Here is a 21787-nt window from a genome sequence, read left to right as displayed (position 1 = left end):
CAAGCGGCAATCGGTCATCGGCAATGGAGTCTCGTGGGCTCGGTTATGTGTATATGAGACTGGGAGCGAAAGCATGGCGCACAGCAGCGGTTATTTGGCGACCATACGCGGCGCGGGGCGCAGCCGCGCCGCGACGAAGGCGCGATAGCCGCGCGACGCGCGCGCGACCTGGGCCGTGAGCCCGCGTGCGGGCTGCGCGCGGCCATGCCTCATGGGCTTCGGCATCCTCAACAGATTCGCGCACAGCGCGGGCGTGAGCGAAAGCGCCATGAACGACGACACGAGCATCGAGGCGATCATGGCCACGGCGAACTGCCGGTAGATGCCGCCCACGTTGCCGGTGAAGAACAGCATGGGCACGAACACGCCGGTCAGCACGACCGTCACGCCGACGATGGCGCCGCCAATGCGCTTCATGGCCGCGCGCGTCGCCTCGCGCGGCGCCAGGCCTCGCTCGTGCATCACGCGGTGCACGCTCTCGACGACCACGATCGCATCGTCCACGAGTATGCCGATGGCGAGCACGAGCCCGAACATCGTGAAGACGTTGATGGACATGCCGCACGCGTAAAGCGCGAGGAACGCGCCCATCAGCGTGACAGGTATCACGACGGTGGGCACGAGCGTGGAGCGCAGGTCGCGCAGGAACAGCCACATCACGGCGAACACCAGCACCACGGCTTCGAGCAGCGTGATCACGACTTCGTGAATCGCCACGCGCACGAAGTAGGCCGTATCGAACGGAATCTCGATGGCCACGCCCGAGGGTAGATGCTTCGACAGTTCGGCAAGCCGCGCGCGAATCGCATTGGACGTTTCCAGCGCATTGCCGCGCGGCCCGAGCTGGATGCCCACGGTGGCGGCCGGACGGCCATTCAGGCGCGAGTAGAACGAATAGTCGTCGCGGCCTATCTCCACGCGCGCGATGTCGCGCAAACGCACGAGCGAGCCGTCCGTCTTCGCCTTCAGCACGATTTGCCCGAATTCCTCCGGCGTCTCCAGTTGCCCCTTCACGCTCACCGATTCGGTGGTCTGCTGGCCGTTCACAAAAGGCGCGTTGCCGAGCGTGCCCGCCGTCACGGGTACGTTCTGCGCGGCGATCGCGGTGTTGACGTCGGCGGCCGTGAAGCCGTATTCGCGCAGCTTCACCGGGTCGAGCCAGATGCGCATGGCCTCGTCGGCATCCCAGAGCTCGGCCGAGCCCACACCCGGCGCGCGCTTCAGGTCGCGCATGATGTAGCGGTTCAGATAGTCGCTCAGTTGCGCGGAATCGCGCGTGCCGTCGGTGGACGTGAGCGCCACCAGCATCAGGAACGTGTTCGCCGCCTTCTCCACGTCGATGCCCTCCTGCACCACGGGCTGCGGCAGCCGCGCCTCGACCTGTTTGAGGCGGTTCTGCACGTCCACGAGCGCGATGTCGGGATTCGTCTGAGGCGTGAACGTCACGTCGATTTCGAGGTTGCCGAGCGCGTCGCTCGTGGTCTCGTAGTAGAGCAGCCCTTCGGCGCCGTCGAGGCTTTCCTCGATGATGCTCGCGACGTTGTTGTCCACCTCTTCCGCCGAAGCGCCCGGGTACTCCGCGGCGATGACGATGCGCGGCGGCGAAAGCCGCGGGTACTGCGCAACCGGCAGCATCGGAATGGCCAGCAAGCCCGCCACCACCACGGCGAGCGCCACGACCCATGCGAAAACCGGTCTGTCGATGAAGAAAAAGGGCACGCGCGCGTCCGTCCGGTTATGAGGATGAGGGTTCGGCGAAAGGCGGCGCGTCGGCATAGCGTGCCATGTGCAGCGTGTCGGCGAGCACGCCGTCGCGGACCGAGCTGCCGCGCGAGCGGCCCTCCTCGACGAAGCCGAACTTGCGGTAGAGCGCGATGGCCGAGGCATTGTCGGGGTACACCTCGAGCTCGATCCGGCGCAGGCCGAGCGAGCGGTCCGCATAGTCGACGATCGCCGCCATCAGCGCACTGCCTACGCCGCGGCCCTGAAAAGCGTCGTCAACCGCGATCCCCAGCGATCCGCAATGCGCGCGCCGCAGCGTGCCGACCATGAGCGTCACATTGCCGACTACGCAGGCATCGATTTCAGCACAGAGCCTGACGGAGCCGGGCGTGTGATCGTCGTACCACGCACGCAGAGATTCGGCCGTGCGCCAGCCGTTCGACAGCGTGCCGTGTCGCACGCGAGGCAGATTCATGAGCGCGGCAACGGCCTCGAGATCGGCCAGCCCGCAGGCGCGCACGCGGATCGAACCAGCCGGCGCCGTCACGGACGATAGGGTCGGGTCGTGCATCGGGTCACTCCGTGGCGAACGGCAAAGGGTCGCGCAAGCGCCCCATCAGGAACGAATCGATCAGTACGCCTTCGCGCAGTACCGAACCGCGAAAGCGCGCCTCGATTTCGAACCCGCATTGGTGGTAGAGCGCGATGGCAGCGGCGTTGTCGGTGAACACGTGCAGTTCGAGGCGGCGCAGGCCGAGCCAGTTGTCGGCAAGGTCGAGCACCTGCGCCATCAGATGGGCACCGATGCCGCGCCGCTGCCAGTCGTCGTGCACGCTGATGCCGATCTGGCCCACGTGCGAGCGCCGCGTCTTCTGCGGGTGCAACCCCACCGATCCGACCAGCGTCTCGCCCACCCAGGCGCCAATGAGGACGGCCGGCGGCGCGAGCTTTTCCAGCCACTCGCGCGTGGCTTCGAGCGAGCCGTATGGCGCGTGCGTATGCCCGCGCAGCACGGACGGGCTGTTCTGCAACGCATGAAAAGCGGCGGCGTCGCCGGGGCGCAGGGCGCGCACGACGAGGCCCTCGGGTATCCTCGACTGCATCGTTGTTTTCCTTGTTGTTGGCGCTGTCGCGGGTCGGCCGGCGGGCCGTGGAGTTGAACGCGCCCTAAAGCGTCAGTTCGAACTCCCTCACGAGTACGCCGGGCAGCTTCATGCCGCCGGTTGCGCGCTGGCCCCATGAGTCGTCGGAGAGGCGCAATTCGGGCTGCGCGCCCAGACGCTCCAGCCTCTCGCCCAGCAGGCCATACAGACTGTCGTCGAAACGCATCGCCTCGACCGGCGCGACGATGCGGCCCTCCTCCACCCAGAACGTCGCGAAGCGCGTCATGCCGGTCAGGCGGCAACTCATGCGGTCGGAGTAGTTCACGTACCAGAGGTTGCCGACATAGAGACCGGTGCCTAGCGCCGCGAGCACGTCCTCATCGGCAAGGTCGCCGGCCGCCATCGCGAGCGACGAAGGCATCTCGTTCGCGAGCGCGCCGTTCGGCGCGAGGCCATACTCCCGCGCCGTGCGGGCATTCGTCAACTGCGCCACGCCGCGGCCTTCGCGAATCAACGCAACGCTTTCGCGTAGATAGCCATCCTCATTGAATGCGGGTGCGATGCCAAGCTCAAGATCTTCCGCCAGTGTCACACGCGGGTCAAGCGTCACCTCGCCGGCGTTGAGCCGGTACAGCGGGCTCAGCGAGGCGGCCTGCGCGCGCGCCGAGAAGCCGCCCCAGGCAGCCACGCTCAGCAGTTCTTCGAGCGCACCCGGCGCGAGCCACGCCCGATAGCGGCCAGGACCCAGCGCGCGCGGCGCGAGCGCGAGCACCGGCAGCCGCGCCGCCGCCTCCTCCACCTTGCGGGCAAAGGTCGCGTCGTCCCAGTTGTCGCCCGCGTAGGTCGTCTTGATCGCACGGCCACCCGGGTGATACAGCGACCAACTGAAGCAGAAGTTCTCCACCTCGTACCAGCCGCGGCTGCCGCTCGTCGAGGCGAACCCGCGCGCGAGCGTGCCGCCCGCATAAAAGCCCACGAAATCGAGCCCGCGCGCGCATTCGGCGACCGTGCGCACGAGCGCGTGAGGATCGGGCAGGCGCCCCGTGCGGCGCGTCGACCGCTGCCACGACGTGGTGTCGTAAAGCAGGTGCGGATCGTCGGGCGCATCGCGCAGGTCCGTGCGCAGTACCTCCAGCGCGGCGCCGACTTCGCGCAGGTCCTGGTCCGCGTCGCCGCAGATGTCGAGCGTCGAGTACGCCTGGCGCGCGCCGTCGATGAGACGCAGCGTGAGACGCCCCTGGGACACCTGACCGGTCTGTCTCACCTTGCCGCCGTTGAAGCGGACGAAGTCCGACTGCTCGCCCGCGAACGACGTGAGCGCCGCCTCGCCGGTCCGCACGAGCCGGTCGATCGCGCCGGCCAGCGTGGTGAAATGCGTCTGCCAGTCCACCGACGCCCCGGTGCGCGCAAAAAGGGCTTCGCTCATCATGCGCCTCCGAACACGTCGACGTCGCTGAACACGCATGCGGGCGAAGCATGCCCCACGCGGATGATCTGGGCGGGCTCGCCCTTGCCGCACATCGGCGTGCCGAACACCTCGCGCGTGGCCGCATCGCCCACCGCGGAAAGGCTGCGCCAGAAGCTTGCGGAAATGCCGCGATAGTTGGGGCGCTTCACGACCTGCGTGAGCTTGCCGTTCTCGATCAGCCGGCCGTACTCGCAGCCGAACTGGAACTTGTTGCGATGATCGTCGATGGACCAGGACGTGTTCGTCGACATCAGGATGCCGTGCTCGATATGGGCGATCATCGCATCCAGCGTGGCCGTACCCGGCTCGATGTTGAGGTTTGCCATGCGGTCGATGGGCGGGCGGTTCCAGTTCGACGCGCGCGAATTCGCAACGCCGGGCAGGCCCGCGCGTTGCTGCGAGAGCGCACCGCCCAGCGGGCGCTCCAGCACGCCATTGCGGATCAGATATTGCTTCGTCGCCGCGCTGCCCTCGTCGTCGAAGGCATACGTCGCGGCCTCCTCGCGCAGCTCGGGGTCGAACGTCACGTTCAGCAGCCCGGAACCGTACTGGTAGCGGCCGAACATCTCCGGCTTCACGAAGCTCCAGCCCGCGAAGTTGCGCTCGTCGCCAAGAATGCGGTCGAGTTCTAGCGGATGACCGATCGACTCGTGGATCTGCAGCATCATCTGGTCGGGCATCAGCAGCAGGTCGCGCTTGCCCGAGGGGCAATTGGGCGCGGCGAGCAGTTGCAGCGCCTCGTCGGCCACGCGCGCGCCCGCGCCGTCGAAGCCGTAGCGCGCGAGGATCTCGAGACCGCCCTGCGCGAGCGTGCCGTAATTGCCGCTCAGCGTGCGCACCTGGGTGTCGCCGTCCGCGTGCGCCGCCACGCTCAACTGCGGCATCAGGAAGCGAAAGCGCTGCTCGATGCGCACGCCGTCACTCGTCAGGTAGAGCTGGTCCGCGTGCGCGACGTGCATGCTCGCCACGCGCTCCACAATGCGCTCGTCGAGCTTCGCAATCGCGCATTCCTGCGAGAGACGCTCGATCCATTCGCGACGCGTGAGCAGTGGCGCGTCGACGTTCGGCGACGCGTAGCGGCCGCTGTCCGTGGGCCGCGCGATCTCGCGATGGTCGATCAGCGAAAACGCCGCGCTGGCCTCGGCCCGCGCGGTCGCCGTGTCCAGCGCGCGCTGCAGGCCTGCCGCGCTGAGATCCGCCGTGGCCGCATAGCCCGCTCCGGCGCCCGCCCACGCGGTCATCATCGCGCCGCGCTCATGCACCGAACGCAGCGGTTGCACGACGTCGTTGCGGACTTCGTGGTCCTCAATATGTTCGTCCACCACGCGCAGCGACCAGAAATCGGCACGGCTCTTCAGCGCCTGTGCCGCGCGTGCCCAGCATTCGTCGATCATACGAATTTCTCCACCGGTTCCTGCCCTTGCAGCATCGAAGAGGCCAGCAACGACTGCGTATAGGGATGCGACGGTGCATACAGCACATCCTGCGCGTCGCCCTGTTCGACGATACGGCCTGCTTTCATCACGATGACACGATGCGCCATCGCGCGCATCACCGCCAGGTCGTGCGTGATGAACAAATAGCTGAGCTTGTACTTCTTCTGCAGGTTCGTCAGCAGGGCGAGAACCTGCTTCTGGATCGAGACGTCGAGCGCGCTCGTGGGCTCGTCGAGCACCATCAGTTCCGGCTCCACCGCGAGCGCCCGCGCAATGGCAATGCGCTGGCGCTGACCACCCGAGAATTCGTGCGGATAACGCAGCATGGACTCCGCCGGCAACCCCACCTCCTCAAGCAGCGAACCGATGCGCGCACGGCGCGCCGGCCCCTCGAACTCCGGGCGGTGCACCACGAGACCCTCGCCGATGATCTGTTCCACCGTCATGCGCGGCGAGAGCGACCCGAACGGGTCCTGAAACACCACCTGCATGCGCGAATACAGTTCGCGCCGCGACCTGGGATTGCGCAGCGTCGAAAGCGGCATGCCGTCGATCAGGATCTCGCCCTGCGCCGGCCGGTTCAGGCCCAGCACCGTGAAGGCCAGGGTGGACTTGCCCGAGCCCGATTCGCCGACGATGCCGAGCGTCTCGCCGCGGCGCAGGCTCAGGTCCGCCTCGTGCACGGCGCGGAATTTCGTGCTGCCGAGGATCGAGCGCCAGCCCTTGGCGGCCGTGTGATAGTCCACGGCCACGCCCTTCACGTCGAGAATGGGGCGCGCGTCCTTCTCGACCGGATCGACCGCACGCCTGGGCTCGCTGTCGAGCAGGCGCTGCGTGTAGGGGTGCTGAGGATTCGAGAAGAGGGCTTCCGTGGTATTGGTTTCCACCAGCATGCCCTTTTCCATCACCGCGACGCGCTGCGCGAAGCGCCGCACGAGATTCAGATCGTGCGTGATCAGCAGCACGGCCATGCCGCGATCGGCCGCTTCCTGCTCCTGCAGTTCGATCAGCAGATCGACGATCTGCTGGCGCACCGTCACGTCGAGCGCCGTGGTCGGTTCGTCGGCCAGCAAGAGGCGCGGCCGGCAGGCAAGCGCCATCGCGATCATCGCGCGCTGGCGCTGGCCGCCCGAAAGCTGGTGCGGGAAGCTGTCGATCCGCCGCTCCGGTTCGGGAATGCCCGTGCGCCGCAAGAGCTCGATGCCGCGCTCGCGGGCTTCGTTGGGCCGCAGCCCCTCGTGCAGGCGCAGGCTCTCGGCGATCTGCTTGCCGATCGTGTAGAGCGGATTGAGCGCCGTCATGGGCTCCTGGAACACCATCGCGATGTCGGCGCCGCGAATGCCGCGCATCTGCTGCTCCGTTTTCTGCAGCAGGTCCTCGCCGTCGAACAGCATACGGCCGGACAGCTTCGCATGCTCGACGAGGCCGAGAATCGACAGCGCCGTCACGCTCTTGCCCGAGCCCGATTCGCCCACCAGCGCGACGCGTTCGCCGCGCTGCATCGAGAGGCTCAGTTCCTGCACCGCCACCTTTTCGCCGAAGCGTACCGAGAAGCGGTCAATTTCCAGCAACATACGGCTCATCACTTGCCTCCCCCGAATGCCGAACCCCTGGTGCGCGTGTCGAGCGCGTTGCGTAGCGCGTCGCCCATGAAGGTCAGCAGCAGCAGCGTGATGACGAGCGCCGCGAATGCCGAAATCGAAATCCACCATGCGTCGAGATTGTTTTTGCCCTCCTGCAGCAGTTCGCCCAGGCTCGGTGTGGGCGGCGGCACGCCGAGACCCAGGAAGTCGAGGCTCGTGAGCGAGAGGATCGCTGCGCTCATGCGGAACGGCAGGAAGGTAATCACGGGCGTGAGGCTGTTGGGCAGGATGTGCCGCCACATGATCTGCCAGTTCGAGAGGCCCATCGTGCGGGCGGCCTTCACGTAGTCGAGAGAACGGTTACGCAGAAACTCGGCGCGCACGTAGTCGGAGAGCACGAGCCAGCCGAACATCGAAAGCAGGATGAAGAGCAGCCACAAGGTGGGCTCGAAGATCGAGGCGAAGATGATGAGCAGATACAGATCCGGCATCGAGGCCCAGATCTCGATCAGGCGCTGCCCGATCAGGTCGGTGCGCCCCCCGTAGAAGCCCTGCACGGCCCCCGTGAGCACGCCGATCAGCACGCCCGATACGGTCAGCGCCATGGCCATCAGCACCGAGAGCCGGAAGCCGTACAGGAGGCGCGAGAGCACGTCGCGGCCGAACTGGTCGGTGCCGAGCCAGTTGTTGGCCGAGGGCGGCGCCGGAAACGGCCGCGTCGCGAAGTAATCGATCGTGTCGTAATGGAAGTGATTCGGCGGATAGATCGCAAAGTTGCTGCCCGCCGAAAGCCGGCCGCGGATATACGGATCGAGGTAGTTGGTCTTCGCGGGGAAGTCGCCGCCGAACAGCGTCTCTGGGTACTCCTTCACGATCGGGAAATAATAGTGCCCGTCGTAGCGCACGACGAGCGGACGATCGTTGGCCAGCACTTCGCCCAGCAGGCTGATGACGAAGAGCCCGCTGAAGATGATGAGGCTCCAGTAGCCGAGCCGCTGCGCCTTGAAGCGCAGCCACGTACGACGCCATGGGGAGACGGAGGCCGCCGGCGCGGCGGCCGCGGACGTCTCAGTGGTCCAGGCGGTTGAATTGGATGCGGGGGTCGACGAGGACATAGCAGACGTCAGCGATGAGTTTGGTGATAAGGCCGATCAGCGTGAACAGGAACAGCGAGCCCAGCACGACGGGGTAATCGCGGCGGATCACCGAGTCGTAGGAGAGCTGCCCCATGCCGTCCAGCGAGAACAGCGTCTCGATCAGCAGATTGCCGTTCAGGAATGCACCGACGAACGCGGCGGGCAAGCCGGTCAGGAGCGGAATCGCGGCATTGCGCAACACGTGTTTCCAGAGCACGTCGCGCTCGGGCGCGCCCTTGGCGCGCGCCGTCAGCACATACTGGCGGCCGATCTCCTCCAGGAAGGTGTTCTTGGTCAGGATCGTGACGATGGCGAAGTTGCCGACCACCGAAGCCGTCACCGGCAGCACGATGTGCCACAGATAGTCGAGCACCTTGCCGATCATGCTCAGGTCGTCGAAATTATCGGAGGTGAGACCGCGCATCGGGAACAACTGCCAGAACGTCCCGCCGCCGAACAGCATCAGCAGCAGCACGCCCAGCACGAAGCCCGGAATCGCGTAGCCCGTCAGCACGAGGGCGCTCGTTACCGTATCGAAACGCGAGCCGTTGCGCACCGCCTTCGCGATGCCCAGCGGCACCGCGATCAGGTAGGTGAGCAGCACCGTCCACAGGCCCAGCGTGATCGAAACAGGCATCTTCGAGCGGATCACGTGCCAGACGCTGTCGTGCTGGTAGTAGGACTGGCCCAGATCGAACGTCGCGTAGTTCTTCAGCATCAGGAAGTAGCGCGTAAGCGGCGGCTTGTCGAAGCCGAACTCTTTCTTGATCTGCTCGATCTGCTGCGGGTCGACCCCCTGGCTGCCGTGATAGCCACCGCCTCCGCTGCCGGTTTCGCCGCCGCGGCTCGCGCCGTGGCGCAACTGCGTCACCATCTGCTCGACCGGTCCGCCCGGCACGAATTGCGTAACGACGAAGGTCAGCGTGACGACGCCGATCAAGGTCGGCACCATCAGCATCAGTCGTCGGAGTATGTAAGCCAGCATGGATGATCCTCGATGCTCAATGTGATGCGGAACTGGCTGCAGGCGCGGCGTCCGCGGTCTGCGCATGGCTGCTTGCCGGCGGCGCCTTGACGAACCAGTAGTCGATGATCCAGTCCTCGTACTGATAGGTCGTGGGCACGATAGCCGGGTGGCCCAGCGTGGTCTTGTAGCCGATACGCGCGTTGGGCAGGTAGTACTCCGGAACGATCAGGTATTCGTTGATCAGCACGCGGTCGAGCGCGCGCGTGGCGGCCTCGAGATCGTCGAGCGTGTTGGCCTTGAGCACGTCCTGGATCAGACCGTCCACGGCTTTCGACTTGAGACCCGGGTAGTTCTCCGAACCGACCTGGTCCGCTGCGGCACTGCCGAAGCGGCGCAGCAACTCGGCGCCCGGAATCGTGACCGGCGCGTAGATGTAGGTCGTCATATCGAACTGGAAGTTGTCGATACGCTTCTGGTAGAGCGCGCTGTCGACCTCGCGAAAGCTCGTCTGGATGCCCAGCAGCGACAACGCCTGCAGATACGGCAGGCAGAGACGGTCCATGCCCGGCTGGTCGTCGAGAATCTCGACGGTAAACGGCGTGCCGTTCGCGTCGCGCAGCGCGCCGTCGCGATAGTGCCAGCCTGCCTCGGCAAGCAGATCGCGCGCCTTTCGCAAGTTGCCACGCAGCGAATTCGGCGGCAGCGTGTCGGGCTGCTTGATCATCGGACCGAACACGGCCGGCGGCAATTGGGCCCGATACGGTTCGAGCAGCGCCAGTTCCTTCGCGCCCGGCATGCCGGTCGCCGCGAACGGGCTCGCGTCGAAAAAGCTGTTGGTGCGGCGGTACTGACCGTACAGCAGCATCCGGTTCATCCAGTCGTAGTCGAAGCCGAGCGTCAGCGCCTGGCGCACGCGCGGGTCCTGGAACTTCGGCTCGCGCAGATTGAAGAACAAGCCCTGCATCTGCGCGGGACCATCGGGGAACGTCGCCCTCGCCAGCATGCCGTTGCGGAAGTTCTTACCGACATATTTGCGTGCCCAAAGCATCGAATAGTATTCCATACGGGCATCGACATCGCCGGCCTTGAAGGCCTCCAGCGACGTGTACTGGTCCGCATAGAGCTTGAACTCCACGCGCTCGAAGCGGTACATCCCGCGCCGCGACGGCAGGTTCGCCGCCCAGTAGTTCGGGTTGCGGCGATAGACGATCTGCTTGTCGTTCTTGCGCTGCTCAATCAGGTACGGGCCGCTGGCGATAGGCGGTACGTTGGAAATCTGGTCGAACGGCGGCCGCGTGCCGTCGGCGCGCATCCCCCATTTCGGCGAAAACACCGGCAGGTCGCCCGCGATCAGCGGCGCGTCGCGCTCCTTGCGGCTGAAGTCGAAGCGGATCGTGAGCCGGTCGAGCACCGTCGCACTCTTGATCACCGAGAATTGCGTGTTGAAGAGCGGCGAGGCCTGCGGGCTCGTCAGGGTATCGAACGAATATTTGACATCGGCGGCAGTGATCGGGTCGCCGTTCGAAAAGCGTGCGGCCGGGTTGATATGGAAAGTCGCCGAACTCAGGTCGGACGCCACCTCCACGTCGTCGGCAATCAGCGGATAGGCCGAGGCCAGTTCGTCCCAGCTGCGCTGCATCAGCGTATCGAACATCAGGTTCTGGATGTCCGGCGCCGGCGCGCCGCGCACGAGAAACGGATTGAGCGAATCGTAGCTCTGCAGGTCGTTGTAGTTTTCGAAATTCAGCGTGCCGTTGGCTGGCGCATCCGCGTCCGCGTAGTCGAAGTGCGTGAAGTTGTCCGGATACCTCGGCTGATCGTATTGCGCAATCGAAGGGCGCGCCTGTGCCGGCCCGGTGAATGCACCAAGCGTGCAGCACAGCGCCGCCGCGAAGGCCGGTGCCAAACATCGTGTCATCAAATTTCTCATCGGTCCCTGCTTCCTCACTGAACCGGATTGCCCGTTCGCGCACCCGATGCCGCTTGCGCGTCATGTCCGCCGCGTTCGGTCTGCGTGCGGGCGTCGTACCAGTATTCGATCACCCAGTCCACGTCCTGATAGGAGGTGGGCACGATCGCCGGGTGGCCAAAACCGGTCTTGTAGCCGACGCGCGTATTGGGCGCGTAATACTCGGGCACCATATAGTACGAATTCATCAGCACGCGGTCGAGCGCCCGCGTGGCGGCTTCGAGATCGTCGAGCGTGTTGGCCTTGAGTACGTCCTGGATCAGCCCGTCCACCGCCTTCGACTTGATGCCCGGATAGTTCTCCGAACCGACCTGTGTCGCGGCCGCACTGCCGAAGCGGCGCACCAGCTCGGCGCCGGGGATGGTCACGGGCGGATAGAGATAGGTGGTCACGTCGAAATCGAAATTATCGACTCGCTTCTGATAGAGCGCCGCATCGATCTCGCGAAACGTGGTGCGGATGCCGATCAGGTTGAGCGCCTGCATATAGGGCAGATAGAGGCGGTCCATGCCCGGCTCGTCGTCGAGAATCTCGATCGACATCGGGTTGCCGTTCGCGTCGCGCAGCGCGCCGTCGCGATAGTGCCAGCCGGCCTCGGCGAGCAGATCGCGCGCCTCGCGCAAGTTGCTGCGCAGCGAATTCGGCGGCAGCGTGGTGGGCTGCCGGATCATCGGTCCGAACACGGCGGCCGGCACGTCGGCGCGGTAGGGCTCGAGCAATGCCAGTTCCTTCGTGCTCGGCATGCCGCTCGCCGCGAACGGGCTTGCGTCGAAATAGCTTTCGGTGCGCCGATATTGACCATAGAACATCATTCGGTTCATCCAGTCGTAGTCGAACGCGAGCGCAAGCGCCTGCCGGACCCGCGGGTCCTGGAACATCGGCTTGCGCATATTGATGACCATGCCCTGCATCTGCGCCGGGCCGTCGGGGAATTCCCCCTTGTGCAGCAGCCCGTTGCGGAAGTTCTTGCCGATATACTTGCGCGCCCACTGCGTCGCGCTGTATTCGATGTTGAGGTCGACGTCGCCGGCCTTGAACGCTTCGAGCGTGGTGTAGATATCGGCGTAGAGCAGGAACGTGATCTTCTCGAAACGGAACATGCCGCGGCGAGAAGGCAGGTTCGCCGCCCAGTAGTTCGGGTTGCGGCGATACACGATCTGCTTGTCGTTCTTGCGCTGCTCGATCAGGTACGGGCCGCTGGCGATGGGCGGTACGTTGGAAATCTGGTCGAACGGCGGCCGCGTGCCGTCGGCGCGCATGCCCCACTTCGGCGAAAACACCGGCAGGTCGCCCGCGATCAGCGGCGCGGCGCGTTCCTTGCGATTGAAGTCGAAGCGGATCGTCAGCCGGTCAAGCACCGCCGCGCTCTTGATCACTGAGAACTGCGAATTGAACATCGGCGAGGCCTGCGGGCTCTTGAGCGTGTCGAACGAATATTTGACGTCCGCAGCGGTGATCGGATCGCCGTTCGAGAAGCGCGCGGCCGGGTTGATATGGAACGTCACCGAACCCAGGTCGGGCGCCACATCCACGTTGTCGGCAATCAGCGGGTATTCGGAAGCCAGCTCGTCCCAGCTACGCTGCATGAGCGTATCGAACATCAGGTTCTGGATGTCCGGCGCCGGCGCGCCGCGCAGCAGGAAGGGATTGAGCGAATCGTAGCTCTGCAGTTGGTTGTAGTTCGGGTACGTCAGTTCGCCATTGTCCGGAGCATTGGGGTCCGCATAGGCGAAATGCGTGAAGCCGGTTGGGTATTTCGGCTGGTCGTATTGGGCGATCGACGACGACGCCTGCGCCGGAGGCAGCGCCAGAGTCAGCAGCGCCGCAACGCCGGCAGCGATCCGGACGGTCTGATGCAGATACGCCTTCGCGGCGGCAAGCGCCCGCGCGGGCTGGAACATCGCTAGTGGCTTCATCGCTCAGTACGAATGCCCAGGCTTGTAGCCGGGGCATGTTTCATCCAGTCCAGTCGAGATAACGAACCGTCTGAATCGGTCTCGAAGAGTGTGGCTCTTTAAAAAAACCGCTCCGCCTTTCGGGTGGAAAGGCCGGAGCGGTATCGTTCTTCAGGCGTACTACGTCACGTCCTTAGAACTTGTACGTTGCGCCAATCTGACCGTAACGGCCGATGTAGTCGTACAGCGACGTGTCGTAGCCGGTCTGATAGAACGGGAAGTACGCAAAGTTCGGGTCGTACGGCGGCGCGCGGTTGAAGATGTTGTCGATGCCGGCGTACAGCGTCCAGTGCTTGAAGCCCGTATAGCTGGCCGTCAGGTTGAACACGCTGAACGAACTGATTTCCGTCGGAATGCCAGGCGTACCGAACTCCGACTCCTGAGCCGTGTTCGCGTACGGTCCCGTGTAGTTCCAGGTCAGAGCCGCATTCCACTGGCGGTTGGGCGACAGCCACGAGACCGTCGTGTTGCCTCTCCAGCGCGGGAACGAACCGCCGAATGAGAGCGACAGGGAGCTGTTGTTGCCCGCTGCGTCGGTCGCGCCATTCGCAAGGCCCGAAGTCTCGAAGTGCCAAACATAGGCCCAGTCCGTCGACAGCGAGAAGGTACCGAGCTTCGTCGGCAGCGCCTGATGGAAGGTCGCCTCGAAGCCGTCCGTGTGCAGATACGAGAAGTTGACCAGCTCCGAATTAACGTAGTCGATCACGTTGGTATTCGGATTACGCACCACATTCGCTGGATTGTTCGCATCCACCGTCGGCTGCAGCGGCGCAATACCGATCACGTTGGTCACGTCGATCTTGTACCAGTCGAAACCGAAGTCCGTGTTATGTACCGGCGACAGTTCGAAACCGACGTTGTAGTTCTTCGTACGCTCGGGCTGCAAATTCGGGTTGCCGTGCATCAGCTCCGCAACGCTCACATCCTGACCGTACTGGGCGCTGGCCGAATCGGTATCGATCGCGTTTTGCGAACCCAGCGACGCGCCACGCGACGATTCGACCAGGGTCGGCGCGCGGAAGCCACGGTTGTACGACGCGTAGGCCGTGAACGCCTGGGCAGGCTGATAGCGCAGGGCAAAGCGCGGCGAGAACGCACCGCCGAACTGGTTGTAGTAGTCGTAGCGGCCGGCCTGGCTGAACGTCAGGTTCTTGATGATGGGGATGTCGATCTGATAATAGACCGCGGCCACATTCCGGCTGTCATCGGCCGACTGCAGCGGAATACCTGCAATGATCGTCTGACCCGTATCGGTGCCAGTCGGGTTCGAGATGTATTCGCTCTGATGCTGGAACTGCGCACCGAAGCCCACGCCCACGTCGCCCGTCGGCAGGTGGAACAGATTCGGCGTCGAAATCGTTGCATCGACAACATCGAGCTTCGAAAGGGCCATGTAGTTCGCGTCGCTGAACAGGCCGTTCAAGCCGTTCGGCGTCATCGACGGATTGGCGAAGTCAAAGCCACCGGCCAGAATATTCTGATACGCCTGCGCATTCATCACATTCGTATCGGTAACCGAAACTTCGCTCTGCGAATGGCCATAGCTCGCCTGCCAGTTCCAGTCGCCCCACTTCTGCGTATCGAACTGTCCCTTCAGGCCCGTCGAAAACGCCCAGAAGTTGGAGTATGAATTCACACCTTCCGGTACATTCGGGAAGATGTAGTTGAGCGGCGTTGCGGCGCCGGTCGGGTTATACGGATTGCTCGCCGGAACCACGTTGTTCACGGCCACCAGCCCCGTCCCGGGCGAGTACGTCAGCGGCGAGCTCAGGCCGTTGAAGAACGCCGGTCCAGTCACGATCGAACTCGTGCCGTAGCTGTCCCAGATGTCCGCAAACGCCTGAACGTTGTCGTTGATCTTGAAATCGCCGTGAACCTTGATGTTCGCGTGCTCGCTCTCCGGCGCCAGCGAATCGAGGCTGCTGGTGTTGTAGGCGCAGCCCGTACCGGCCTGGAACGCACCCGGGATCGAGTTGGCGGTCGAGACCGTCTTGCCGCCGTACGGGCAGGGACTCAGCGCCTGCGGGCCCGTCGCGGTCTGCCAGAAGGACGGCGCCTGGTTGTTGCCCAGCGGGAAGAGCTGGCTGGACGTGGTATCGCGCTCGTCGAGGCTGATGCCGCTCGTGTGCTGGTAGCTCGCGGCGGCCGTGATGTTGTAGCCGTCCGAAGTCAGATTGCCGAAGCCGCCGAGAATGTTGAACTTGCTCGTGCCTGCGCCGCCATGCTGTGCGCCGCCGAGGCTGCCGTCCAGTTGCAGACCCTGATAGTCGTGCTTGGTGATGATGTTCACCACGCCTGCGATTGCGTCCGAGCCGTATTGGGACACCGCGCCCGTCTTCACGATCTCGATGCGGTCGATCATGTTGAGCGGCAGCGCGTTCAGGTCGACGAACGAATCGGTGAAGTTCGTGTTCAGCGCGTAAGGCGCTACGCGCTGACCGTCGATCAGCACGAGGGTGTACTTTTCGGAAAGGCCGCGCAGTGCAATACCCGCACCGCCCGGCGCCGTGCTGTACGTGTAGTTGTCGCCCCAACTGCTGGCCGAGTTGGCCGCCGTCGAGCGCAGGTAGTCGGACACCGTGGTCGCGCCGCTAGCCTGAATGTCTTTCTGCGAGACGACCTGCACCTGCTGGAAGCCGGTCTTGTCCGACTGCCGGATCAGCGAGCCGGTCACCTGGAACGTCTTCAGTTGCTTGACGTTCGACTGGCCCGTCGTACCGGCCGCGGTACTGCCCGCGCTGGCAGCGCTGGTGCCATTGGTGCCGGCAGCGGCGCCAGCCGTATTACCTGTCGTGCCCGTGTCGGCTTGCGCCGTAGTGATCGCCGCAGGCGCAGCCGGCGCAGCGCTCGCCGCACCGCCGCTGGCGGCCGGTTGGCTCTGCGCGAACGCCGGCACGGCCATCGCCGCCGACAAGGCTACTTCAGCCCAGATTATTCTTCGAATGGCTAGCGCCAATACCCTTTGTTTCACGTTTTTTTCCCCTTCTCACTCGTCAGTCACGCCCACTTCGGTTTATGCGAAGCAAGGTCTCGTGAACCCCGCTGCTCCTTTTGACGACGCTGTCGCGCCGCGCCCTTTCTTGCCTTGCTGGATCCGCCACCGGCCGACCCGCGCGCTGCAGAGCGTTTTGCGCACATAAAGCGTCGACGACGACACGGTGAATCACTCGAACATCCATTCGCATCGGACTACTAATTCATTGCAATGGCTTGCAACTGCATTTCATGCTGTCCGCGACCCGACGTTGTCTTATGCGTCTTCCGGGCGCCCCTGTTGAGCTTTTCCGCCCGGAATGCCCTTCCTTACATTTATTTTGCATTACTGAAAGACTGCTTCCGGCTCATGCGGCCGGATCATTCCCTGTACCGCTCAAAACAGCTTCGGCGTGCCCACCCAGACGAACACGCTTTCCTCGTCGGCCGTATTGGCCCATTCGTGCGGCACCGCCGATTCGTAATGGGCCGTGTCACCGGCCTGCAACACAAAGGTTCTACCTTCGAGCTTGAGCGACACCTCGCCGCTCATTACATACATGAACTCTTCCACGGCCGCAGTCGCGACTTCCGAAGGCGCTTCGCCCACCGGCATCCGCACGAGATGCGCCTCCAGCAACTTGTTGCCGCCCGAGCCGGTCAGCCGGCCGAACTGGTTGCCCGAGCCCGCGAACCCGAAGAACTTCAGCTCGTCGCTTCTGGCCACGGTCTGCGCCTCGTTCTGAGTCTCGACGAAGTACTGCACGGTCACGCCGAGCGCTCTGGCGATCCCCGAAAGCGTCGCGATCGAGGGCGTAGCATGGCCGCGTTCGACCTGAGACAAAAACGGCTTCGAAATCCCCGCCAGCGTGGCCGTCTCCTGCAGCGTGCGCTTGAGCCGCTGGCGCAACGCCCGAATCCTGCTTCCAATCGCTGCTACTACTGCCTTGTTATCGAGTGGCGAAACCATAGCAAGCCAGAAACCACGCGTCAAAATTTGTTTGATGTTGCCAAATTGTTTTCCTCATGGTCGACACGCCTGCCCCGCCCGCTTTTGCGAACCGGAACCGGTTGTCTCACGACGGAAAGCCCGGGACCGGTCGCCCTCGCCAGTCGATTTGGACTCCTTACCCTAATTGGTGGTGTACCGCATTTCCTCCGCGGCCCGCGGCGCCCACCGGGCGCGACGGGCCGCCAGTCTTTCCCTTACGACTTCGACGCCACCAGAATCCAGAGCTGGGCGAGATCCGCACTGCCGTCGGTGCCCTTCACGTTGCGGAACACCTGCACGGCCTTCGCCTTCTGCCCGGCGAAGTAGTACGCCTCGCCCAGACGCAGTTGCGCGAGATCCAGGTGGTCCAGGCCGCCCTTCGCAATGAGCGCCTGCATGGCGGCGATACCTTGCTGCGCCTGCCCGGCGAACACCTGGTTGAAGGCCGCATCGAACGGCGCAACCGGATTGCCGTTCTGGTCCGCGCCGGACTGCGTGCGCTTCGCGGCAAGCGCCTGCAGGCGATGTTCGCGGTCCGCCTGCGCGTCGTGGCCCAGCACGCCTGAGGCGAAACCCTGATCGATGACCTGCTTGCCTTCAGCCGTCGACCCCGAAACGAGCGCGAGCTGCGTCATCTCCATGTAGTCGTCCGCCGTCGTGAGCGACCCCGTCGCGCGACGCAGGCGATACGTGTCCACGTCCAGCGCGCCCAGATAACCCGGCTTGCTGCGAACCGAATGCAGCAGGTCGTCCCAGTACGATTGCTTCGGGTGATACGCCACCAGCTTCTCGAGCGCGCCGCGGTAGGCACCCTGATCGTTGGCATGCTGCGCGCACGTGCCCAGCAGTTGCAGTTGCTCTTCGTCGGGCACGTGGCCCGCGCGCACCTGCGAGTCCACGCTCGCGTTCAGCAGACGCACGGCACTCGCATAGTCGCCCGACAGGTAGTACGACTCCACCAGCAACGTTCCCATCTGCGCATCCGTACCGCCAGCCTTCTGGTAGCGCTGCGCGACCTTGATCGCCTGCGCATAGTTCTTCTGCTGGAAGTACAGGCCCGCCAGCGCCGCCGTGGTCTGCTGCTCCTCCGCGCCCTTGAGCTGGCCGCTCGCGAGCAGCGACTCGTAGGCCTGGGCCGCCACGCCGTTTTCGCCCGCAGCCATCGCCGCGGCGCCGCGCATTTCCTCGACCATATAGGTCTCGTAAGGCGTCTTGTTCGGCACGGCCGCCGCCTGCGCGATCTTGCCGAGCGCGCCCTGGTAGTTGTGCGCGCGATACAGCGTCTGCGCGTCGTTCAGCGGCTTCGCCACGTCGGGGCGCAACGTGTCGGCCGCGCGCGCGGCCGCCGGCAGCACGGCCAGTGCCGACAGTCCGCTCACCGCCAACGCCAGCGCGGCTTTCTTCAAACGATCAGGAAGGCTGCTCACTCTCATTTCCTCACTACATGTACTGCTCGTTGCCGATCAGGCCGATCTTCGTCGCCCCTTCCCGCTGCGCCGCCGCCAGCACGGCCGCTACGTCCTTGTACGGTGCGAGCCGGTTCGGACGCAGGTGAATCTCCGCCTGGTCCGGTTCGGCCGCAACTTGCGAGAACTTCTGCTCCAGCGTCGCCTCGTCGGGCACGAGCGTGCCGTTCCAGGTCGTGGTGCCGTCGAAGTCGATATCGATCTGCACCACCTCCGGCTGCACTGCCGGCGGCGGCGGATTACCCACCGGCAGATTCATCTTCACCGCGTGCATCTGGATCGGAATGGTGATGATCAGCATGATCAGCAGCACCAGCATCACGTCGATCAGCGGCGTGGTGTTGATGTCCACCATCACTTCCGGTTCACTGCTCCCGCCGCCCGACGATACGTTCATGCCCATAACCGCCCTCTCCTTACCCTTAGCCGCCGCGCGCCGGCGGCTCCGTAATGAATGACACCTTCGCGATACCCGCGCGCTCGCACGACGTGATCACGCGGCCGATGAACTCATAGCGCGTGTTCTGGTCGCCGCGGATGTGCACTTCCGGCTGCGGCGTCTGCGCGGACGCCGTCTTCAGGCGCGCGAGCAGCGTCGGCGCATCGATGTGCTGCTCGTACCAGAAGAAGTCGCCATCGCGGTTCACCGCGATCTCGATGCTCTTCGGCTGCGTCTGCAGCGGCGTCACCGTCTGCTTGGGCAACTCGAGCTTCACCGTATGCGTCACCACCGGAATCGTGATCAGGAAGATGATCAGCAACACCAGCATCACGTCGACGAGCGGCGTGGTGTTGATGGACGAGATGACTTCGTCCTCGTCGCCTTCGCCTCCAACGCTCATGGCCATGGCGTGCCCCCTTGCTCAGTCAGCCATCGCGGTGGTGCGTGCCGTATTGCGAGCACGCTTGCCGCCCGCCAGCACGACGGCGTGAAGCTGCGCGGCGAAGGCACGCACGCGCTCCATCACGGCCTTGTTGCGGCGCACGAGGAAGTTGTAGCCCAGCACGGCCGGCACCGCGACCGCCAGACCGATGGCGGTCATGATGAGCGCTTCGCCGACGGGGCCCGCGACCTTGTCGATCGACGCCTGGCCTGCGATGCCGATGGCGGTCAGCGCGTGATAGATGCCCCACACCGTGCCGAACAGGCCGACGAACGGCGCCGTCGAGCCGACCGTACCGAGGAAAGCAAGACCATCCTGCAGGCGATTCGAAACACTGGTGATCGAGCGCTCGACCGACACGTCGATCCACGTGTTGCGGTCCACGGTTTCGAGCAGGGCTTCGTCGTGGTGCGCGCCGGCATCGATCGCAGTTTCGGCGATGAAGCGGAACGGCGACGTCTCTTCGAGCTGCTTCGCGCCTTCGGCGAGCGACGGTGCGCTCCAGATCTGTTCGTCGGCGATCTTCGCGCGGCGGTTCGCACGGAACTGCTCGAAGAACTTGGTGATCATGATGTACCAGCTACCCATCGACATGATGACGAGCAGGATCAGCACGAAACGCGCGACGAAGTCGCCGTTCTTCCAGAGGGCGCCGAGGCCGTAGGGGTTGGTGACCGTCTCCGAGGTCGCCGGAGCGGGCGGCGGCACGGCCTGGTCGGCGGCGGCCGACGCGACGGGCGCCGGTGCAGCCGTGCTCGCGTCCGCGCTGGACGCCGTGGCAGGGGCCGATGCGGCAGCGGTGGCGTCGCTAGCCTGCGCGTTGGCAAGCTGTGGTGCGATAAAGGTATCAACCGTGGCGACGGCGATCAACATGCTGGCCGCCAGTGCGGCATAGGAACGCTTCTTCATGCGTGCTCCAGTTCATCCGTTAGAACTACTAAAACGTGAGTAATGACATTCATCCGGTGCGGATTGCGTGCTCGATCAGTTCAGCGTGAACGAGAACGGAACCTGCACACGCACCGGCTGCCCCTGCGAAATGCAATTGAACTTCTTCACCGCGTTGAACGCCGCGCCGTCGAGGCTGCTGTCCTCGGACGACTTGGCCACGCGCTCGTTCGTGATATGGCCTTGCGGGTCCACGACGAATTCGATGAGGACGTCGCCCGTCACGTTGTTTTCCTGCGCCTCCTTCGGATAAGCGATCGAACCGCGGATCTCGTCCGAATTCGGGCACACCACGCCCACTTCATGGCTCACCGGCTTGGCGGCCGGCGCGGGAGGCGCCGGCGGCGCGGTCACCGGCGCGCTGACGACGGGCGCGGCCTGGTGCGTGATGGTCGGCTGGGGCGGCGCCTGCACCGGCACTTCGGGCGGCGGCACGAACGGCGGCGGCGGCGGCGCGAACTTCGGCGGCGGCAACTGCACGACGGGCAGCGGCGGGGGAGGCGGCGGCTTCACCGGCTCGATGATCTTCGTTTCGATGGGATGCTGGATGACCTGCACGACCTTGTTGGCAAGACCATTGACCAGCGCATAGATGAGCACCACATGCAGGGCGATCACTGCCGCGATGCCGCCATAGCGGCGCGCGGGATTCTGCTGCTTGCGTCCGTATTCGCGCGGACGGCCAGGCATGCCCGGCCGACCGGACCCGGCTGGAACATCCACTTGCACTTTCATCACCACCTTCGCTCCCTCGGGCGCCGGGCGCCCCTTTTCTTTACCGCAGCGAACCAGTTTCGAGGTCTGACGGTCGAACTTCAGGAACGTCGGACCACACTTTCAATCGGACTACGAAACGGATACGGACGACCGCAGCGGCAAATCCTTCTGTCTCGCCGGAACCCGGAGGCAAGCCATCCTTGCCAGACTGACGATAAGTAGTACTAACCCTGGTGTTCGGGTTTACGAGAATTTTTCCGACAGCCCGCTCATATCGTCCGTGAAATACCGCCAGCGATAATGCGCAACATAGGCGTGTTTCAGTTTCGTTTCAGCGTTCGGAAAGATAGCAAGACAAAAACAGAATGAGCAAACTTTTTTTGATGGGAGAATACGGTGTTTAGAAGAATGGCTCTAAGAGACGGTTTCATAAAGGCTGTTGAGTTCGCTGAAGAGTGTTCCAGCAGAT

The 21787-nt window shown here is 64.4% G+C and carries 16 protein-coding genes and 1 pseudogene; all 17 read right to left on the bottom strand.

Annotated elements, in window-relative coordinates; all coding sequences use genetic code 11:
* Positions 1-96: 96 nt before the first annotated feature.
* Positions 97-1719 (bottom strand): annotated as a pseudogene (locus tag V8683_RS29830) (efflux RND transporter permease subunit); the annotation flags it as partial.
* A gap of 16 nt (positions 1720-1735) precedes the next feature.
* Positions 1736-2293 (bottom strand): GNAT family N-acetyltransferase, encoded by a 558-nt coding sequence (locus V8683_RS29825; protein ID WP_411191700.1) that lies wholly within the window; start codon positions 2291-2293, stop codon positions 1736-1738.
* Between the two features lie 4 nt (positions 2294-2297).
* Positions 2298-2825 carry a GNAT family N-acetyltransferase gene (locus tag V8683_RS29820; protein ID WP_411191701.1) on the bottom strand — a complete coding sequence of 176 codons (528 nt, stop codon included), beginning with the start codon at positions 2823-2825 and terminating at the stop codon, positions 2298-2300.
* Between the two features lie 64 nt (positions 2826-2889).
* Positions 2890-4251, bottom strand: coding sequence for a TldD/PmbA family protein (locus V8683_RS29815; protein ID WP_411191702.1), 1362 nt, complete (start codon positions 4249-4251; stop codon positions 2890-2892).
* Positions 4251-5687 (bottom strand): TldD/PmbA family protein, encoded by a 1437-nt coding sequence (locus V8683_RS29810; RefSeq protein ID WP_411191703.1) that lies wholly within the window; start codon positions 5685-5687, stop codon positions 4251-4253. Before V8683_RS29810 ends, V8683_RS29815 begins: the two co-directional genes overlap by 1 nt.
* The gene (locus tag V8683_RS29805; RefSeq protein WP_411191704.1) at positions 5684-7312 is read right to left on the bottom strand and encodes an ABC transporter ATP-binding protein; all 1629 of its coding nucleotides are present in this window, start codon (positions 7310-7312) and stop codon (positions 5684-5686) included. The genes V8683_RS29810 and V8683_RS29805 overlap by 4 nt, the downstream gene beginning before the upstream one ends.
* The gene (locus V8683_RS29800) at positions 7312-8427 is read right to left on the bottom strand and encodes an ABC transporter permease (RefSeq protein ID WP_411191705.1); all 1116 of its coding nucleotides are present in this window, start codon (positions 8425-8427) and stop codon (positions 7312-7314) included. Before V8683_RS29800 ends, V8683_RS29805 begins: the two co-directional genes overlap by 1 nt.
* Complete coding sequence (locus tag V8683_RS29795) at positions 8381-9433, bottom strand: microcin C ABC transporter permease YejB (RefSeq protein WP_411191706.1); 1053 nt, start codon at positions 9431-9433, stop codon at positions 8381-8383. The genes V8683_RS29800 and V8683_RS29795 overlap by 47 nt, the downstream gene beginning before the upstream one ends.
* Positions 9434-9449: 16 nt before the next feature.
* Positions 9450-11333 (bottom strand): extracellular solute-binding protein, encoded by a 1884-nt coding sequence (locus V8683_RS29790; protein ID WP_411191707.1) that lies wholly within the window; start codon positions 11331-11333, stop codon positions 9450-9452.
* A 26-nt stretch (positions 11334-11359) separates the two neighbouring features.
* Positions 11360-13285 (bottom strand): extracellular solute-binding protein, encoded by a 1926-nt coding sequence (locus tag V8683_RS29785; RefSeq protein WP_411192526.1) that lies wholly within the window; start codon positions 13283-13285, stop codon positions 11360-11362.
* 187 nt (positions 13286-13472) lie between these two features.
* The gene (locus tag V8683_RS29780) at positions 13473-16310 is read right to left on the bottom strand and encodes a TonB-dependent receptor (RefSeq protein ID WP_411191708.1); all 2838 of its coding nucleotides are present in this window, start codon (positions 16308-16310) and stop codon (positions 13473-13475) included.
* 399 nt (positions 16311-16709) lie between these two features.
* On the bottom strand, positions 16710-17282 hold the full coding sequence (locus V8683_RS29775) for a helix-turn-helix domain-containing protein (protein ID WP_411191709.1): 573 nt from the start codon (positions 17280-17282) through the stop codon (positions 16710-16712).
* Between the two features lie 236 nt (positions 17283-17518).
* A complete protein-coding gene (locus tag V8683_RS29770; protein WP_411192527.1) occupies positions 17519-18694 on the bottom strand; it encodes a tetratricopeptide repeat protein in 1176 nt (391 codons plus the stop codon).
* Positions 18695-18743: 49 nt separating this feature from the next.
* Positions 18744-19172, bottom strand: coding sequence for an ExbD/TolR family protein (locus tag V8683_RS29765; protein ID WP_027797795.1), 429 nt, complete (start codon positions 19170-19172; stop codon positions 18744-18746).
* 19 nt (positions 19173-19191) lie between these two features.
* On the bottom strand, positions 19192-19617 hold the full coding sequence (locus V8683_RS29760) for an ExbD/TolR family protein (protein ID WP_411191710.1): 426 nt from the start codon (positions 19615-19617) through the stop codon (positions 19192-19194).
* 15 nt (positions 19618-19632) lie between these two features.
* Positions 19633-20562: a MotA/TolQ/ExbB proton channel family protein gene (locus V8683_RS29755; protein WP_411191711.1), complete on the bottom strand. Its 930-nt coding sequence runs from the start codon at positions 20560-20562 to the stop codon at positions 19633-19635.
* Between the two features lie 75 nt (positions 20563-20637).
* On the bottom strand, positions 20638-21336 hold the full coding sequence (locus V8683_RS29750) for an energy transducer TonB (RefSeq protein ID WP_462848835.1): 699 nt from the start codon (positions 21334-21336) through the stop codon (positions 20638-20640).
* Positions 21337-21787: the final 451 nt, after the last annotated feature.

The sequence above is a fragment of the Paraburkholderia sp. AV2 genome, from assembly GCF_054968425.1.
Note: the sequence above shows the minus strand (reverse complement) of the source record. Positions and strands in the feature narration are given on the sequence as shown.